This window comes from Dactylosporangium sp. NPDC000521 (assembly GCF_042898305.1).
In the GTDB taxonomy this organism is placed as follows: domain Bacteria; phylum Actinomycetota; class Actinomycetes; order Mycobacteriales; family Micromonosporaceae; genus Dactylosporangium.
The window spans coordinates 1-15,654 of sequence record NZ_JBIAYW010000003.1 but is presented as its reverse complement, the minus strand read 5'-3'; the positions used below and the strand labels follow the sequence as shown (position 1 = coordinate 15,654).

Here is a 15,654-nt window from a genome sequence, read left to right as displayed (position 1 = left end):
GCCACCCTTCGCGAGAAGGGTGGCACAGTGGTGCGCATGCGGGTGGGCATCCTCGGGCCGTTGACGGTCGACGTCGGCGGGCAACCGGTCGACGTCGGCGGTGCCAGGCTCCGGACGCTGCTGATCCGGCTCGCCTGCGAGCCCGGCCGGCTCGTGTCCGTCGAGCAGATCGCGGTCGCGCTGTGGCCGGACGCCGCCCCCACCGACCCCGCGAACGCCGTCCAGTCCCTCGTGTCGCGGCTGCGCAAGGCCCTCGGCGGCGACCCGGCCCTGGTGTCCGGCGCCGGAGGGTACAAGCTGGACCTCGCCCCCGACGACGTCGACGCCTACCGCTTCGAGCGGCTCGCCGCGTCCGGTAGAGCGAAACTGCGCGACGGCGACCCCGCCCGCGCGGCGACAGTGCTGGCCGAGGCCCTGGACCTGTGGCGGGGGCCGCCGGCCGTCGACGACGCGCTCGCCGCCCGCTGGGAGGAGCTGCGGCTCGCCGCGATCGAGGACCACGTCGAGGCCGCCGGCCCGCGCGCACCCGGGCTGGTGGCGCGGCTGCGCGAACTCACCGCCGCCCACCCCCTGCGGGAGCGGCTCGCCGCCCACCTGGTCGAGGCGCTGCACGCCGAGGGCCGCCGCGCGGAGGCCCTCGCCGCGTTCGAGGAGTGCCGGCACCACCTCGCCGAGGAGCTCGGCGTCGACCCGTCGCCGCGGCTGCGCCGGGCGCACCTGCGGGCCCTCACCGACCGGCCCACCGGCAACCTGCGCACCCCGCTGACCAGTTTCGTCGGCCGCGACGACGACGTCGACCGGCTCGGCGCGCAGATCCTCGACCGCCGGCTCGTCACGCTGGTCGGGCCCGGCGGCGCCGGCAAGACCCGGCTGGCGACGACGGTCGCGGCCCAGGACCCGCACGCGGCGTGGCTGGTCGAGCTCGCCCCCGTCGCCGAGGCCGCCGACGTGCCCGCCGCGGTCCTGCGCGCCCTGGACACCGGCGGGCAGCTCGAGCCGCCGCAGGTCGCCCGCCGCCTCGACGTCGCCGGCCGGATCGCGGAGCTGCTCGCACCCACCGACGCGCTGCTCGTCCTCGACAACTGCGAGCACGTCGTGGCGGCCGCCGCGGCGCTCACCGAGGACCTCCTCGGCCGCTGCCCGAAGCTGCGCGTCCTGGCGACCAGCCGCGAGCCGCTCGGCATCATCGGCGAGTCACTGTTCCCCGTGGGGCCCCTCGCGGCGGACGCGGCGGTGCGGCTGCTGCGGGACCGGGCCGAGGCCGTGCGGCCCGGGTTCGAGGTGACGCCGGCCGCGGAGGAGATCTGCCGCCGGCTCGACGGGCTGCCCCTCGCCATCGAGCTCGCCGCCGCCCGGCTGCGGTCGTTCACCGCGGAGCAGCTCGCCGCCCGCCTCGACGACCGGTTCCGGCTGCTGACCGGCGGCAGCCGCACCGCGCTGCCGCGCCACCGCACCCTGCACGCGGTAGTGGCCTGGAGCTGGGACCTCCTCGAGGAGTCCGAGCGCGAGTTCAGCGCCGCCATCGCGGTGTTTCCCGGCACGTTCGACGCCGACGCGGCAGCGGCGGCGGCAGGTGTACCGGATGCCGAGCCGCTCCTGGACACGCTGGTCGACCGTTCGCTGCTCCAGGTCCTCGCCGACGGCACGGCCGGCGACACGGTCCGGTACCGGATGCTGGAGACGATCCGGGAGTTCGCGCTCGACGAGCTGGCCCGGGCCGGCCGGGCCGGACAGGTCAGGTCGGCGCACGCCGCGCACTTCCTCGCGCTCGCCGAGCGGGCCGAGCCGCACCTGCGGACCGCGGCGCAGGTCGACTGGCTGGCCCGGCTCCGTCCGGAGCGGGCGAACCTGCACGCGGCGGTCACCCACGTCTGCGACAGCGGCGACGCCGTCACCGCGTTCCGCCTCGGGGCGGCGTGCGCCTGGTTCTGGACGTTCGAGGACAACCACGCGGAGGCCGCGGCCCTGCTCGGCCGGATCCTCGCCGTCCCGGGCCAGGACCAGGCTGACGTGCCGCTGGACACGCGCGCCGTCGTTTTCGCCGTGTACGTCATCAACAGCGGCTTCGCCGGGGACTTCCAGTACGCCGACGGCCTCCTCGACGACCTGCTCGCCCTCGCCGCGCGGGTGCCGCCGGGCACCGGCCACCCGTTCGTGTCGCTGGTCGAACCGGTCGTGATGATGTTCCGCGACGACAGCAGTAACGGCGAGGCCGCGATCCAGCGCCGCCTCGCCGCGCCGGTCGAGCCGTGGTCGCGGGGCATGCTGCTGTCGATCCTCGGCCACCTGCGGGAGAACGACGGCGACATCGCCGGCATGCTCGCCGCGCAGGAGGCGGCGGCGGTCGCGTTCCGGGAGGTCGGCGAGCGGTGGGGGCTGTCGATGACGCTCGCGTCGATCGCCGACGCGCGGGCCCGCCGCGGCGACCACTCCACCGCCGCGGCGCTGTTCGCCGAGTCGATCGAGCTGCATCACCAGCTCGGCGTGCGCACCAGCGAGGCGTACCAGCGGATCCGGCTCGCCGCGCTGCGCCGCCACATCGACGGCCCCGCCGCCGCCCGCGCCGAGCTGCTCCGCTTCACCGAGGACCCGGTGGTGCTGCCCCGCGACGTGTCCCACGCGATGCTGGAGCTCGGCCACCTGGCCCGCCACGAGGGCGACCTCGACGAGGCGGAGCACTGTTACACGGCCGCGTGGCGGCAGCAGGAACACTCGCCGCTGGTCGCGCCGCAGTACCGGGCGATCCTGCTGATCGGCCGGGCGCGGCTCGACCTGGCGCGCGGGGACCTGCCGGCGGCCCGGGAACGGCTGTCGGAGGCGCTGTCGCTGGCCGTACCGGCGCGGGACATGCCTGTCGTGGCACAGGTCGCGATCGGGTCCGCGGCGCTCGCCGCCGCCGCCGGGCTGCCGGTGACCGCCGCCGAGCTGCTCGGGGCGGCCCGCACCCTCGGCGGGGGCGACGACCTGTCCAACGCGGACCTGCCGCTGCAGGCGGCGGCGCTGCGCGAGACCCTCGGGGACGCCGCGTTCGACGACGCGGTGCGCCGCGGCGCGGGGATGGACCGCGCCGCGGCGATGTCGCTGATCTCGGCCACCGCGCCACCAAGAGCGACAGGCGCGGACGGTTCCCGCCTTACGGCGGTAGGAGCGGACGGTTCAGGCCTTGCGGCGGTAGGCGCGGACGGCGAGGGGCGCGAAGACCGCCAGGATGCCCACTGACCACAGCAGGGTCTTGACCACGGCGTCGAGCACCGGCCCGCCGACCATCAGCCCGCGGGCCGCCTGCATCGCGTCGGCGACCGGGTTGACCTTCACCCACGCCTGCAGCCAGCCGGGGAGCGTGTTCGTCGGCACGAGCACGTTGGTGCCGAAGGTCAGCGGAAACATGATCACGAAGCCGAGGCCCTGGACCGCGCCGGGCTCCCTGACCAGCATGCCGAGCAGCACGAACATCCAGCTGAAGCTGAACGCCATGAACATCACCAGCAGGCACGCGGCCAGGACGGCCAGGGGGTTGGTCCCGAAGCGGAAGCCGAGGAGGTACCCGAAGCCGAGCATCACCACGATCGACACCACGAACCGGATCATGTCGCCGAGCACGCCGCCGATGAGGGGCGCGGACCGCCCGATCGGCAGGCTGCGGAACCGGTCGAACACGCCGGTCTTGATGTCGGTGTTGAGGCTGACGCCGGTCGGCGCCGACGCGAAGAGCACGTTCTGCACCAGCAGCGCCGGCAGCAGGAACTGCAGGTAGTCGTGCCGGGAGCCGGCGATGGCGCCGCCCAGCAGGTACACGAACAGGACGATGAAGATGATCGGCTGCAGCGTCACGTCGAGCAGCTGCTCCGGGGTGCGCATCGTCTTGATGAGGCTGCGCCGCGCCATCACCAGGCTGTGCCTGACCAGGCCGAACGGGCGTCCGGGCACCGCCGCCGTGAGCGTCGTCATGCCGCCACCTCCTGCTTCCTGTCCGTGCCCCGGGTGAGCGTGAAGAAGACCTCGTCGAGGCTCGGCAGGTGCAGGGACAGCTCGATGACGTCGATGCCGGCCTCCTCCAGCCGGCGGACGACGGTGCCGAGCGCCTTGGCGTCGTCGACCGGCACCGACAGCACGCCGCGCCCCCGCGACTCGACCCGGCCTTTCGAAATCGCCCCCAGGACCGCTTCGACCGTGTCCAGGTGCGCCGGGTCGGCCGGGCGGACGCTGATCGTCTGACCGCCGACGATGTGCTTGAGCTGCGCCGGCGTGCCGTGCGCGATGACCTTGCCGTGGTCGATCACCGAGATCTCGTCGGCGAGCGCGTCGGCCTCCTCCAGGTACTGCGTGGTCAGCAGCACCGTGGTGCCCTCCCGCACCTGCGCCCGGACCATGTTCCACACGTCTTCGCGCTTCGCCGGGTCGAGGCCGGTGGTCGGCTCGTCCAGGTAGACGATCGCCGGCCGGCCCACCAGGCTCGCGGCCAGGTCGAGCCGGCGCCGCATGCCGCCGGAGTACGTCTTGACCGGCCGGTCGGCGGCCTCGCTGAGGTCGAACTCGGCGAGCAGGTGCGCCGCCCGGCTCTTCGCGTCGCGCCGGCGCAGGTCCAGCAGCTGGCCGATGAGGACCAGGTTCTCGGTCCCGGTCAGATCCTCGTCGACGGAGGCGAACTGCCCGGTCAGCCCGCTGATGCGGCGGACCTCGGCGGGGCGCTTGACGACGTCGTGCCCGCCGACGACCGCGGTGCCCGCGTCGGGGCGCAGCAGGGTGGCGAGGATGCGCACGGCGGTGGTCTTGCCGGCGCCGTTGGGTCCGAGGACCCCGAGCACGGTGCCCGGCTCGGCGGCGAGGTCCACGCCCGCGAGGGCGGTGGTGCTGCCGAAGCGCTTGACCAGGCCGGTGGCCTGGAAAGCGAAGGTCATGGTGGTGTTCCCCCTTTGGTGTGTCCTCCGCCAGGGTGCCGGACGCCGCTGTCATTTCGCGCACATCCGCCTGTCCCGTCGCGCACGGCGATCCAGGTGTGGTAGTAATTCCTACTAAGTAGATGCGAATACTGGAGAATCTGCGATGACAGTCTCGACCCGGACGGACCTGCTCTCCGTCGCACGTTGGCACGCCGAGGACCCGGCCTCCTGGCCGATCGAGCCCCGGTACGACCCGCACACCCGGTGGTACGGCAAGCTGCACACCGCCGACGACCACGAGGTGTGGCTGCTCACCTGGCTGCCCGGGCAGGCCACCGACCTGCACGACCACGGCGGGTCGTCCGGCGCGTTCACCGTCGTGTCCGGCGAGGTCGTCGAGCAGACGGTGCAGGACGGTTCGCTGCTCAACACCACGATGAGCGCGGGGTCCGGGCGGCGCTTCGGCGCGCACCACGTGCACCGGGTCGTCAACGCCGGGACACAGCCCGCGATCACCGTCCACGCGTACAGCCCTGCACTCACGGTGATGACCCGCTACCAACTGCTGGAGGGGCGCCTTAGTGTGGAGTCCATCCAACAGGCAGGAGCGGACTGGTGAGTGGTGGGCGTTCCATCGACGAGATCCTGGCCTCCGCGCGGGAGCGGCTGACCCGGGTCACCCCGTCCGAAGTGCCCGAGGACGCGGTCCTCGTCGACATCCGCCCGGCCGCGCAGCGCGCCGCCGAGGGCGAGATCCCGGGCGCGCTGATCGTGGAGCGCAACGTCCTCGAGTGGCGCTTCGACCCCCGCAGCGACGCGCGGCTGCCCATCGCCGACCGGTATGACCTGCCCGTCGTCGTCGTGTGCTCCGAGGGCTACACGTCCTCGCTCGCCGCGGCCTCGCTGCAGGACCTGGGCCTGCACCGGGCGACCGATCTCGCCGGCGGGTTCCAGGCGTGGAAGCGTGCTGGGCTGCCGGTGTCCGGCGGGCCGGTGTCAGACTAGGGGCGTGAAGCTCAAGCTGGACCTCCACGACATCTTCAACCGCAGCGGCGACATCGACCGCGCGTTGAAGGGGATCATCGACGAGGCGGTGGCCAAGCGGGCCACCCTCGTCGAGATCATCCCCGGGAAGGGGTCGGGGGCGCTGAAGAAGCGGGTCCTGCGCTTCCTCGACCAGCGCGAGATCAAGGCGCTGTACCACCGGGTGGAGAAGGACTCCGACAACTTCGGCCGGCTCTTCGTCCACTTCCGGTGGAACGAGTCCTCGGGCCGAGGGCGCCGCTAGACCCTGTGCCGGCTGCTTCCGGCGTACAGGCTGCGCGCAGGGCGGACAGTGCGAGGGACGGCAGGCGTGTCATGGCGCGTCGACGCGCGTGCGGTGGTCCGGTCGTCCTCCGGGTCCGTCAGAACGCGTCCACGGCGTCGGCCAGGGAGCAGATCGACACCAGACGAAGGACGGTCCAGTCGGCGTCCTGCCAGTCGATGGTGTCCGGCGTCGGCAGCGGGCGGCCGTGCCGCTGGTGGACGGCGATGACGCTCCGGGCGTACCCGGCGAGCGAGATCGAGTCGACGGCCTTGCCGGCGGCGGTGATGCTCTGCCGGACCGCGGCGGCGTGCTGGTCGACCTTCGCCAGCAGGAACGGCTGCGCCAGGGCCGCCACCAGGCCGTCGACGCCGACCATCGCCATGACCTGGTCGAGGCAGAAGCGGGCGTCGAGCTCGGCGGTGGCGAGGTAGCTCGCGTCGAAGGCGGTCGGGGCGGCGGGGGTGAGTTCGTTGTTCATGGACGATGACGCTAGGCAGTCCGGCGGGCTTCCGGACCCCCAACAACCATCCGGCACCCGTTCATGACCCACTGCACTCCGTTCGGGGGTCGCCGGACGCGGATTTTTGTCGGTGGGGGCGTGCAGAATGTGCTCACCCCACAGGAGGCACACCTTGTCCGACCGAAGCTTCGCCGCACCGTCGCGGCGACCCCTCACGGCCGCGGCGGCCCTCGCGGTCCTGGCCCTGCTCGCCGCCCTCGGCATCGCCGACGTCCAGCCGCCGGCGCCCCGGTCCGCCTCCGCACCCGCCGGTGACTTCTCCGCCGCCCGCGCGTTCACCCACGTCGAGCGGATCGGCCAGGAGGTGCACGTCACCGGCAGCCCCGCCGCCGACCGGGTCCGCGAGCACATCGTCGCGACCCTCACCGGCTATGGGCTGCGCCCCGAGGTCCAGGACACCGTGGGGGTCAATGCCGGCAAGTTCGGGGACGGCGGCATGGCCCGCGTCCGCAACGTCGTCGCGGTCCTGCCCGGCTCCGCCTCCACCGGCCAGGTCGTCCTCATGGCGCACTACGACTCCGTCCAGGTCAGCTTCGGCGCCAACGACGACGGCGCGGGCAGCAGCACCCTGCTCGAGGTCGCCCGCGCCCTGACGACCGGCACCCCGCCGCGCAACGACGTCGTGTTCCTGTTCACCGACGCCGAGGAGGCCTGCCTGTGCGGCGCCGAGGCGTTCGTCAGCCGGCACCCCCTCGGCCAGAAGCCGTCCGTCGTGCTCAACTTCGAGGCCCGCGGCAGCCGCGGCCCCGCCGTCATGTTCCAGACCTCCGTGGGCAACGCCGACCTCATCGACGTCTATGCACGCACCCCGCACCCCGTCGGCACCAGCCTCGCCGTCGAGGTCTACCGGCTGCTGTCCAACGACACCGACTTCACGCCGTTCCTGGCGCAGTCGCGCTTCACCGGTCTCAACACGGCGTACATCGACGGCTCCAGCGTCTACCACAGCCCGTTCGACCGGCCGTCGACGATGAGCCGGGCCAGCCTCCAGCACCACGGCGACAACGCGCTCGCCCTCGCCCGCGCCCTCGGCGCCGCCGACCTCCCGCCGCTGCTGCGCCCCGCCGCCGGCGACGCGGTGTATTTCCCGTTCGCGGGCCTGCTGGTGCGATACCCGGCCGCGCTCACCTGGCCGATCGCCGTCCTCGCCCTGCTCGCCGTCGCCGCCCTGGTGTTCCTGGCCCGCCGCCGCGGCCTCACCTCGGTCCCCCGCAGCCTCGCCGGCCTCGGCCTCGCCCTCGTGCCGCTCATCGCGGTCGTCGTCGCCGCCCAGCTGCTGTGGACGCTGCTGGTCGCGCTGCGCCCCGGCTATGGCGAGCTGCTCGACCCGGCCCGGCCCACCTGGTTCCGCTTCGGCGTCGTCGCGCTCACCGCCGCCGTCCTGCTCGCCTGGTATGCGCTGGCCCGCCGGCGGCTGGGCCCCGTCCCGCTGTTCACCGGCGCCCTCGGCCTGCTCGCCGTGCTCGGCCTGGTCTTCGCCGCCGCGATCCCCGGCGGCTCCTACCTGGTGGCGCTGCCCGCCCTGTTCGGCGCCCTCGCGGGCATCGCCGCGCTGTACGTGCCGCGCCCGTGGCTCGCCACCGTGGTCCTCACCGCCGGCGCGGGCGTCGCCGTGCTGATCCTCGCCCCGACCGTCGCCCTCTTCTTCCCCGCCCTGGGCCTCGCGACCGGCGCCGCTCCCGCGCTCTTCGCCACCCTGCTCGGCCTCGCCGCCCTGCCCGCCCTGGAGCCCCTGTTCCGCCCCGCCGGCGCCGACCGGCACCGCCTCCTCGGCGCCACCCCTGCGCTCGCGGCGCTCGCGGTCGCGCTCGTCTGCACCACGACCGGCATGGTCGCCGACCGTTTCGACGCCACGCACCCCGAGCCGACCCACCTCATGTACGCCCTGGACCGCGACACCGGCACCGCCCAGTGGGTCAGTCTGGAGCGGTCCCCGGGCGCGTGGACCTCGCGGTATGTCCGCGGCCACCGCTCCCTCGACGAGCTCTTCCCCGTCCTGCCCGCAGGTGAGCTGTCCACCGGCCCGGCGGAGGCCGCCCCGCTGGCCGCTCCCACCGCCACCGTCCTGTCCGACACGACCACCGGCGACCGCCGCACCGTCACCTTCCGCCTCGCCTCCCAGCGCCCGGTCCGCTTCGTCTCCTTCTACGCCGAGCCGGGCTCCCACCGCGTCCAGCAGGCCACCGTCGCCGGCCGCGACGCCGTCCCGTACCTCCCCGACCAGAACCGCTTCGGCGTCGTCTTCCACGGCCCACCCACCGACGGCATCGAGGTCACCCTCGTCCTGCAGGGCCCCGGCCCCCTGAAGCTCCGCCTGGTCGACGGCAGCGACGGCCTCGACACGCTGCCCGGTTTCACCCCGCGCCCACCCACCGTCGGCGTCTTCGGCAGCCACTCCAGCGAACTCGCGGCCGTCGCCACCACGACCACGATCTGACCCGCCACCTGTTCCCCAGCGGCCGTCCTTCCCCAGGGCGGCCGCCACCTCCCGCTGCCGTCCTTCGACAGCCACTCCAGCAAGGACGGTGACGCCACCCACGGTCCAACCCACCGCCACGAAACCCACCGGATCCGCCTGACGCTCCACGCAATCGACAAACGGCGACGTCCTCGACACCCTGCCGGCCTCACCCGCTACTTTCACCGGCGTCTTCGGCAGCTACTCCAGCGAACTCCCCCCGTCATCACGGTCCAACCCAACGGCCGCTTTCCCCTCAGCCGCAGCAGCCGCCCGCTTCCTGGAGCAGACGCCAGCGACCGCGCCGTCACCACCACCTGACCCACCGCCGTTCCCCTGCAGCCGTCGCCTCTCGCCGCCATCATCGACAGCCACTTCAGCGAACGCGCCGCCGTCACCACCACCTAGGACCTGACCTCCGTCTCCGCCCCGCTCCTCCCTGCCCGGCAGAGCCCCGGTTCCCTCCGCTGACACTCCGCCCGGCCGACGGCAGCGACGAGGCAGCGACCCCGTGCCCGGTTTCACCCGTCCCGCCCACCGCCGGCACCTTCAGCAACCACCCAAGCAAGCCCGCAGTCGCCGCCACCCCCACAGCCCAATCCACCGGCCGCTCCCCCACCTCCCGTCCACCCCACCGTTGGCATCCTCGGCGGCCGATCCAGCGGACTCACCGGATCCAGCCACCGCCGCGATCTGGTCCCGCCCGCCACGCAGCCGCCCCGGTCCACCTCACACATCAAGCCGCACCCGCCCCGGGGCGGTGCTGCCCCTCCCGGCCTTCCGCTCGACCGGTCGTCCTCCGGGAAGAGCCGCCCGCGCTCGGGATGCCGATCTTCGCGGACCCAGGTTGCCCAAGACGGATCTGGCCGCCGGCATGGCCGAATCCATCTGCTGGTTCCAAACCCGGACCCCGTCGCCCATGGACGCGTCAAGCTGATCCCCGCAGCGGTGCACGCGCCATCCCAGCCAGGACCCGCCGCGCCGGCGGTGGGGCGGAAGCACAGCCGGTCAGCTGGAGATCAGGCCGGTGTGCTGGGACATGAAGTCCTGGACGGTGTTGGTGCGGATCGAGTCGAGCAGGGCGAGCGTGGTGGGGTCCAGGGCTTCGGCGGAGGGGTTCTGCGGGGACGAGTAGAAGGTGCCGTTGTTCGTCTTGACGGTCAGGAGGTTGTCGCCGGAGATGCCCCTCATGGCGAAGATCCAGTCGTCGAGGCCGATGCCGCCGGAGTCGATGGTCATGGACTGGCCGATGACGTCGAGGACCTTCTTGAGTTTGCCGGGGTCGGTGAGGACGTCCTTGCTGAGGATCTGCTTGAACAGGGCCTTGATGAACTGCTGCTGGTGACGCTGGCGGTCGTAGTCGCTGTTCGGGAGGGTCTCGCGCTGGCGGACGTAGTCGAGGGCCTGCCAGGGCTCCAGGTGCTGGAAGCCGACGTGGTACGTCTGCGGGGTGACGCCGGAGATCGGGATGAGCGTGGTGCCGCCGTTGCCGTTGTCGCGCTGGATGTACGGGACCTTGGTCTCACCCTTGGCGTCGTGGCCGATGTGGACCGACTTGACTTCCTGGTCGACGTACATGTCGACGCCGCCGAGGACGTTGACGACATTCTGGAAGCCGGTGAAGTCGATGATGGCGGCGGCATCGAAGGTGATGCCCCAATTGTCCTTGATCGTGTCGGCGAGGAGGGTGACGCCGAACTTGCGCTGCTCCTTACCGGTGGTTTCGAGGCCACCGATGGCGAAGGCGCCGTTGATCTTGTCGTGGCCGCCGGCGTACGAATGCTTGCCGTTGTCGAACTTGGGAATCTTGACCCAGGTGTCACGCGGGATCGAGACCAGGTACGCGGAGTCGTGCGAGGCCGGGATGTGCAGGATGATGATCGAGTCGGAGCGGATCGCCTCGGACTCGTCCTGGCCGGGGCGGGGGTCGATGCCCATGAGCAGGATGTTCTTCGCGCCGCTGATCGTGACGTGGCGGCCCTGCTGCTCGGCCGCCGGGACGATCAGGTCCTCCTGCTTGACGTTGCTCGTGGCGTAGCCGATCACGGCGTCCTTCGCCACGAACGCGCCGCCCGCGACGATCATCATGAGCGCGCCCGCCACCACCAGCGAGCGCGCCCACCAAGGATCCTTGCGGGAACGCCGCAGCGAGAAGGCCGGGTCGTCGGCGAGATGCTCGTGGCGTTGGAACACGTTCCGCAGCTCCTGTTCGAGCGAGGCGTCGGAGGTCATACCCCCAAGACGGAATGAGAGGTCCCGCTGATTGCACTTTTCCGCGGACGGCCGGAAGCGGCTCAGCCGCCGACGACGATCACGCCGATCACGCTGAGCAGCACGAGCGCGGCGAGGAACACGAGCATGCCCTGCTCGCTGTCGAGGTTGGTGAGCTTGCGGGTCGTGGTCGGCGTGGGGGTGGTCATCGGTGCCTCCTGGGGGCGGTGTGGTGACTCAAACGGTAGGTACACCGCGAACAGGTTTGCTCCCGTCATCGTGCCAGCCCTCTGACCTGCGTTTACAGCTTGCAAGGGTCTAACCGATGCGGGGTGCCTCCTGGTGACGGGTATCCGCGAACAGTTCCGGGAATACCTTGCCCACCTTTGCGACCAGATACTCGCCGTACGTCCCGGTGAATGCCCGCAGGTCCTGTCCGTCCCAGCGCGGGGCACCCTCGGACCCGCCGGAGCTCGGCAGCGGCGGCACCGCCTGGCTGAAGTCGGGGTCGAAGAAGAACGGGAACGACAGCCGCTCGTTGCCGCTGACGTTGCGGACCCGGTGTGGCGTCGAGCGGTACCATCCGCCGGTCATCCGGTCGAGCATGTCGCCGATGTTGCACACGAACGTGCCTGGGATCGGCGGGGCGTCGAGCCAGCCGTCGGGCGTGCGCACCTGCAGCCCGCCGTTGCCGTCCTGCAGCAGCAGTGTCAGCAGCCCGTAGTCGGTGTGCTCGCCGACACCCCACTCGTCGCTGTCCGGCGGGGACGGCGGGTAGTGGAAGATCCTGAACAGAACGGTGGGGTCCGCGGTGTACGACTCCGCGAAGTACCCGGCCGGCAGCTCGAGGCTCAGCGCGACGCCCCGCAGCACGGTCTGCGCGACCGTGGTCATCCGCGAGATGTACGACAGCACCACCGGCCGCAGGTCCGGCACCTGCGCCGGGAAGAGGTTCGCGCCGTGCAGCGGCAGCCCGGCGCGGACCTGCGGGGCGTCGGGCCCGAGCTCGGTGCCGAAGTAGAGGCCTTCCTTGCGGTCGGGGACGCCGGAGGTCAGCTCGGCGCCGACGGGGAAGAACCCGCGCCACGCCCGGCCACCGCGGGCCATCGCGATCTCCATCTTGGAGGCCGGCGGCAGGTCGAAGAACGTCCGCGCCGCCGCGTCGAGCCGGTCGGTCAGCGACGACGGCACGCCGTGCCCGGTGACGTAGAAGAAGCCGTTGTCGCGGCAGGCGGTCTCGATGCCGCGGGCGGCGGAGTCCAGATCGGAGATGTCGATGACCGGCAGCGCGTCCATGCCAGGAGCCTAGTTGTCAACCGCGGTTGACACCTACCGAAGCTGTCAACTACGGTTGACACATGACGGAAGCAGGCGATCTCGCCGACGCCGCGGCCAGCCCCGATCCCAGAGTCGGGCTGCGAGCGGCGGTGGCGCTGCGCCGCCTCGCCGACGCGCTCGAAGTGCTCCAGGTCGACAACGCCCGCCGGCACGGCTGGTCGTGGCAGGAGATCGCGGACGCCCTCGACGTGACGCGCCAGGCGGTGCACAAGAAGCACGCCGGCCGGGCAGTGACCCCGGCACCACCAGAGAAGGCATCCAGAGAGACAGGAGAACGGTGATGTTCGAACGGTTCACCCAGCGCGCCCGCACCGCGGTCCAGAACGCGCACGAGGAGGCCAACGCGCTCGGCCACCGGACGGTCGGCACCGAGCACCTGGTCCTCGCCATGTTCACCGTCGGCGGGATCGCCGCCGACGTGCTCCAGGCCTGCGCCGTGGAGCGCGAAGGGTTCCTCGCCTCCCTCACCGGCACCGACGACGCGGCCGCGCTCCGCTCCATCGGCATCGACCTCGACGCGGTCCGCAGCAGCGTCGAGCAGACATTCGGCCCGGGCGCCCTCGAGCAGGCCGAGCCGCCCCGGCGCGGCGGCTTCCTGTTCCGGCGCAGCAAGCTGCCCAACCGCTTCGGCAACGACGCGAAGAAGGCGCTCGAGCTGTCGCTGCGGGTCGCGCTGTCCATGAAGCACAACTACATCGGCACCGAACACCTCCTGCTCGGCATCCTGCGCGAGGAGCGCGGCACCGGTGGCCGGCTCCTACGCGAGCACGGCATGAGCTACGACCGCACCATGGAGCTCGTCAAGGCCGCGCTGCGCAACGTCGCCTGATTCTTGTCATACCCCTGTGCTTGAGTGTCCGCATGGAACGGACACTGACGTGGCGACACCTCAATCGCGCACTGCTGGCCCGGCAGTCGTTGGCGTCTCGTGTACGAGCTGACGTCCCCACCGTCCTGGAAACGATGGCGGGACTCCAGGCGCAGTATGCCCCGTCCATGTACATCGGACTGTGGAGCCGGATCGAGGGCTTCGAGCGGGAGTCGCTGACCCGGCTCCTGGAAGCCCGCGAGGTCGTCCAGGCGACCATCCTGCGCGCCACCATCCACCTCGTCTCGCGGGCCGACTTCTGGCCGTTCCTGATAGCGATCCGCGACGCCCGGCGCGACTGGTACCACCGCGTCATCCGCAACAGCGTCGGCCCCGCGGAGCTCGACGAGGCCGCGAAAAGCCTGCGCGAGCTCCTGCGGGAGCGGCCGCTCAAGCGGGCCGAGATCGACCAGCTCTACGGCCCGGCGGTCCGCGGCGGCGTCGGCATGCATCTCGACATGGTGCGTGTGCCCCCGTCCGGCACCTGGGCCCGCCGCCGCGCAGACCTGTTCGGCCTGGCGGAGGACTGGGTCGGCCCGCCCGAGGTCACCGTCGACGCCGGCCGGGAGCTGCTGGTGCGCAGGTATCTCGGCGGGTTCGGCCCGGCGCACCGCTCCGAGATCGCCGACTGGGCCGGCCTCAGCGTCACCGACGTCGCCAAGGTCCTGGCGACGATGGAGCTGCAGCGGTTCCGGGACGAGCGCGGCCGGGAGCTCGTCGACCTGCCGGACCAGCCGCTGCCCGACCCGGAGACGCCGGTGCCGGTGCGCTTCCTGCCCACCTACGACGCGACCCTGCTCGCACACGCCCGGCGGACCCTCATCCTGCCGGAGGAGCACCGCACCAAGGTGTTCCACGTGCGGATGCCGCAGTCGATCGGCACGTTCCTCGTCGACGGCCAGGTCGCCGGCACCTGGACGACGAGCAAGGGCGGCGTCGTGTCGTGGGAGCCGTTCGAGAAACTGCCGGCATCGGTCCGCCGCCAGGTCGACGCCGAAGCCGCAGCACTGACCGCATTCCACTCAACACCACACCCGCCCACCGCCAAACCGACGCCGAAGCAGAAGCCTGCGCGATGACCGCTTCCAACTCGACACCGCACCCGACCACCGCCAAGCCGACGCCCGGGCAGGCACGCTGACCGCTTCCAACTCGACACCGCACCCCACCACCGAGCCGACGCCAAAGCCGGCACGCCGGCCGCACTCCACTCGACCACCGCCGAAGCCAGGCGCTGACCACATCCCACTCAACGCCGCACCAACCACCACCAAGTCCATGCCGAAGCCACAGCACTGACAGCGTCCACACCCGACCATCGCCAAGCCGGGCGCTGACCACATCCCACTCAACACCGCACCCGACCACCGCCAGCCGACGCCCAGGCAGGCAAGCTGACCACATGCCACTCGACGTCGTAGCCGTAAGTCGGGCCGGCAATTTCCGCATCAACGACCAGCCCACTGACACCCTGACTCGAAACAACAGCGGCAACAGCCGCCGGGAACCGTCCGCGAAGCTCCCAGCACCCGCCCGCCCCCGAGCCGACACCGCAGCACCGACCTCATCCAACTCAACACCGCACTCAACCACCACCAAGCCAGGCGCTGACCACATCCCACTCAACGTCGCACCCAACCACCGTCAAGACGATGCCGAAACCACAGCACTGACAGCGTCCACGCCCGACCACCGCCAAGCCGACGCCGAAGCCACAGCGCTGACCGCACTCCATCCGACGTCGCACCCGACCACCGCCGAAGCCAGGCGCTAACCACATCCCACTCGACGCCGGCAACCAACCACCGCCAAGCCGACGCCGAAGCCACGGCACCGACCGCAACCCATCCGACGTCGCACCCGACCACCGCCGAAGCCAGGCGCTAACCACACTCCACTCGACGCCGGCAACCAACCACCGCCAAGACGATGCCGAAGCCGCAGCACTGACAGCGTCCGCATCCAATCACCGCTTAGCCTCGATCCACCGCTGATCTTGCTGGTGGTGGTTTGTGATGGCTGTTGATTGATGGTGGCTGATGGTCGGGTTGGTGGGCGTGGTTGTGCTGC

14 protein-coding genes are annotated in these 15,654 nt (G+C 71.8%); 8 read left to right on the top strand and 6 right to left on the bottom strand.

The features are described 5' to 3' along the window. The first annotated feature begins 36 nt into the window (after positions 1-36). Positions 37-3,219 (top strand): BTAD domain-containing putative transcriptional regulator, encoded by a 3,183-nt coding sequence (locus ACFY3L_RS10255; protein WP_389321230.1) that lies wholly within the window; start codon positions 37-39, stop codon positions 3,217-3,219. Here ACFY3L_RS10255 and ACFY3L_RS10250 read toward each other — a convergent pair. Both ACFY3L_RS10250 and ACFY3L_RS10245 read right to left on the bottom strand, forming a co-directional pair. Further along, positions 3,157-3,948, bottom strand: coding sequence for an ABC transporter permease (locus ACFY3L_RS10250; protein ID WP_389321227.1), 792 nt, complete (start codon positions 3,946-3,948; stop codon positions 3,157-3,159). The two genes, ACFY3L_RS10255 and ACFY3L_RS10250, sit on opposite strands and share 63 nt — an antisense overlap. Beyond that, positions 3,945-4,898: an ATP-binding cassette domain-containing protein gene (locus tag ACFY3L_RS10245; protein WP_344506117.1), complete on the bottom strand. Its 954-nt coding sequence runs from the start codon at positions 4,896-4,898 to the stop codon at positions 3,945-3,947. Before ACFY3L_RS10245 ends, ACFY3L_RS10250 begins: the two co-directional genes overlap by 4 nt. 145 nt (positions 4,899-5,043) lie before the next feature. Here ACFY3L_RS10245 and ACFY3L_RS10240 point away from each other — a divergent pair, with 145 nt between their 5' ends. The 3 genes from ACFY3L_RS10240 to ACFY3L_RS10230 are packed head-to-tail and all read left to right on the top strand — an operon-like array spanning position 5,044 to position 6,168. Further along, positions 5,044-5,499, top strand: a complete 456-nt coding sequence (locus tag ACFY3L_RS10240) for a cysteine dioxygenase (RefSeq protein ID WP_389321223.1) — start codon at positions 5,044-5,046, stop codon at positions 5,497-5,499. Next, a complete protein-coding gene (locus tag ACFY3L_RS10235) occupies positions 5,496-5,885 on the top strand; it encodes a rhodanese-like domain-containing protein (protein WP_389321220.1) in 390 nt (129 codons plus the stop codon). Before ACFY3L_RS10240 ends, ACFY3L_RS10235 begins: the two co-directional genes overlap by 4 nt. Before the next feature lie 4 nt (positions 5,886-5,889). Next, entirely contained in the window at positions 5,890-6,168 is a 279-nt protein-coding gene (locus tag ACFY3L_RS10230; RefSeq protein WP_360563622.1) for a Smr/MutS family protein, read from the top strand. A 118-nt stretch (positions 6,169-6,286) separates the two neighbouring features. Here the strand turns inward: ACFY3L_RS10230 and ACFY3L_RS10225 are convergent, their stop codons facing one another. Further along, on the bottom strand, positions 6,287-6,667 hold the full coding sequence (locus tag ACFY3L_RS10225) for a DUF6401 family natural product biosynthesis protein (protein WP_389321217.1): 381 nt from the start codon (positions 6,665-6,667) through the stop codon (positions 6,287-6,289). Between the two features lie 154 nt (positions 6,668-6,821). Here ACFY3L_RS10225 and ACFY3L_RS10220 point away from each other — a divergent pair, with 154 nt between their 5' ends. Next, on the top strand, positions 6,822-9,146 hold the full coding sequence (locus tag ACFY3L_RS10220) for a M28 family peptidase (RefSeq protein WP_389321214.1): 2,325 nt from the start codon (positions 6,822-6,824) through the stop codon (positions 9,144-9,146). A 1,029-nt stretch (positions 9,147-10,175) separates the two neighbouring features. Here ACFY3L_RS10220 and ACFY3L_RS10215 read toward each other — a convergent pair. The 3 genes from ACFY3L_RS10215 to ACFY3L_RS10205 all read right to left on the bottom strand — a co-directional run bounded on the left by ACFY3L_RS10215 (position 10,176) and on the right by ACFY3L_RS10205 (position 12,674). Next, the gene (locus tag ACFY3L_RS10215; protein ID WP_389321211.1) at positions 10,176-11,399 is read right to left on the bottom strand and encodes an LCP family protein; all 1,224 of its coding nucleotides are present in this window, start codon (positions 11,397-11,399) and stop codon (positions 10,176-10,178) included. Positions 11,400-11,461: 62 nt separating this feature from the next. Beyond that, a complete protein-coding gene (locus ACFY3L_RS10210) occupies positions 11,462-11,587 on the bottom strand; it encodes a hypothetical protein (protein WP_389321209.1) in 126 nt (41 codons plus the stop codon). Positions 11,588-11,696: 109 nt separating this feature from the next. Further along, positions 11,697-12,674, bottom strand: coding sequence for an isopenicillin N synthase family dioxygenase (locus ACFY3L_RS10205; RefSeq protein WP_389321206.1), 978 nt, complete (start codon positions 12,672-12,674; stop codon positions 11,697-11,699). Positions 12,675-12,736: 62 nt separating this feature from the next. Between ACFY3L_RS10205 and ACFY3L_RS10200 the strand changes: the two genes are divergently transcribed. The 3 genes from ACFY3L_RS10200 to ACFY3L_RS10190 are packed head-to-tail and all read left to right on the top strand — an operon-like array spanning position 12,737 to position 14,663. Then, entirely contained in the window at positions 12,737-12,997 is a 261-nt protein-coding gene (locus ACFY3L_RS10200) for a helix-turn-helix domain-containing protein (protein ID WP_389321203.1), read from the top strand. Continuing rightward, positions 12,997-13,545: a Clp protease N-terminal domain-containing protein gene (locus ACFY3L_RS10195; RefSeq protein ID WP_389321200.1), complete on the top strand. Its 549-nt coding sequence runs from the start codon at positions 12,997-12,999 to the stop codon at positions 13,543-13,545. The genes ACFY3L_RS10200 and ACFY3L_RS10195 overlap by 1 nt, the downstream gene beginning before the upstream one ends. Before the next feature lie 32 nt (positions 13,546-13,577). Further along, positions 13,578-14,663 (top strand): winged helix DNA-binding domain-containing protein, encoded by a 1,086-nt coding sequence (locus tag ACFY3L_RS10190; RefSeq protein WP_389321197.1) that lies wholly within the window; start codon positions 13,578-13,580, stop codon positions 14,661-14,663. The last annotated feature ends 991 nt before the right edge of the window (positions 14,664-15,654 follow it).

Coding starts and splice junctions, on each gene's coding strand:
- ACFY3L_RS10195 (WP_389321200.1), top strand. CDS start 12,997: ATGTTCGAACGGTTCACCCAGCGCGCCCGCACCGCGGTCCAGAACGCG.
- ACFY3L_RS10255 (WP_389321230.1), top strand. CDS start 37: ATGCGGGTGGGCATCCTCGGGCCGTTGACGGTCGACGTCGGCGGGCAA.
- ACFY3L_RS10190 (WP_389321197.1), top strand. CDS start 13,578: ATGGAACGGACACTGACGTGGCGACACCTCAATCGCGCACTGCTGGCC.
- ACFY3L_RS10205 (WP_389321206.1), bottom strand. CDS start 12,674: ATGGACGCGCTGCCGGTCATCGACATCTCCGATCTGGACTCCGCCGCC.
- ACFY3L_RS10245 (WP_344506117.1), bottom strand. CDS start 4,898: ATGACCTTCGCTTTCCAGGCCACCGGCCTGGTCAAGCGCTTCGGCAGC.
- ACFY3L_RS10215 (WP_389321211.1), bottom strand. CDS start 11,399: ATGACCTCCGACGCCTCGCTCGAACAGGAGCTGCGGAACGTGTTCCAA.
- ACFY3L_RS10250 (WP_389321227.1), bottom strand. CDS start 3,948: ATGACGACGCTCACGGCGGCGGTGCCCGGACGCCCGTTCGGCCTGGTC.
- ACFY3L_RS10240 (WP_389321223.1), top strand. CDS start 5,044: ATGACAGTCTCGACCCGGACGGACCTGCTCTCCGTCGCACGTTGGCAC.
- ACFY3L_RS10225 (WP_389321217.1), bottom strand. CDS start 6,667: ATGAACAACGAACTCACCCCCGCCGCCCCGACCGCCTTCGACGCGAGC.
- ACFY3L_RS10210 (WP_389321209.1), bottom strand. CDS start 11,587: ATGACCACCCCCACGCCGACCACGACCCGCAAGCTCACCAACCTCGAC.
- ACFY3L_RS10200 (WP_389321203.1), top strand. CDS start 12,737: ATGACGGAAGCAGGCGATCTCGCCGACGCCGCGGCCAGCCCCGATCCC.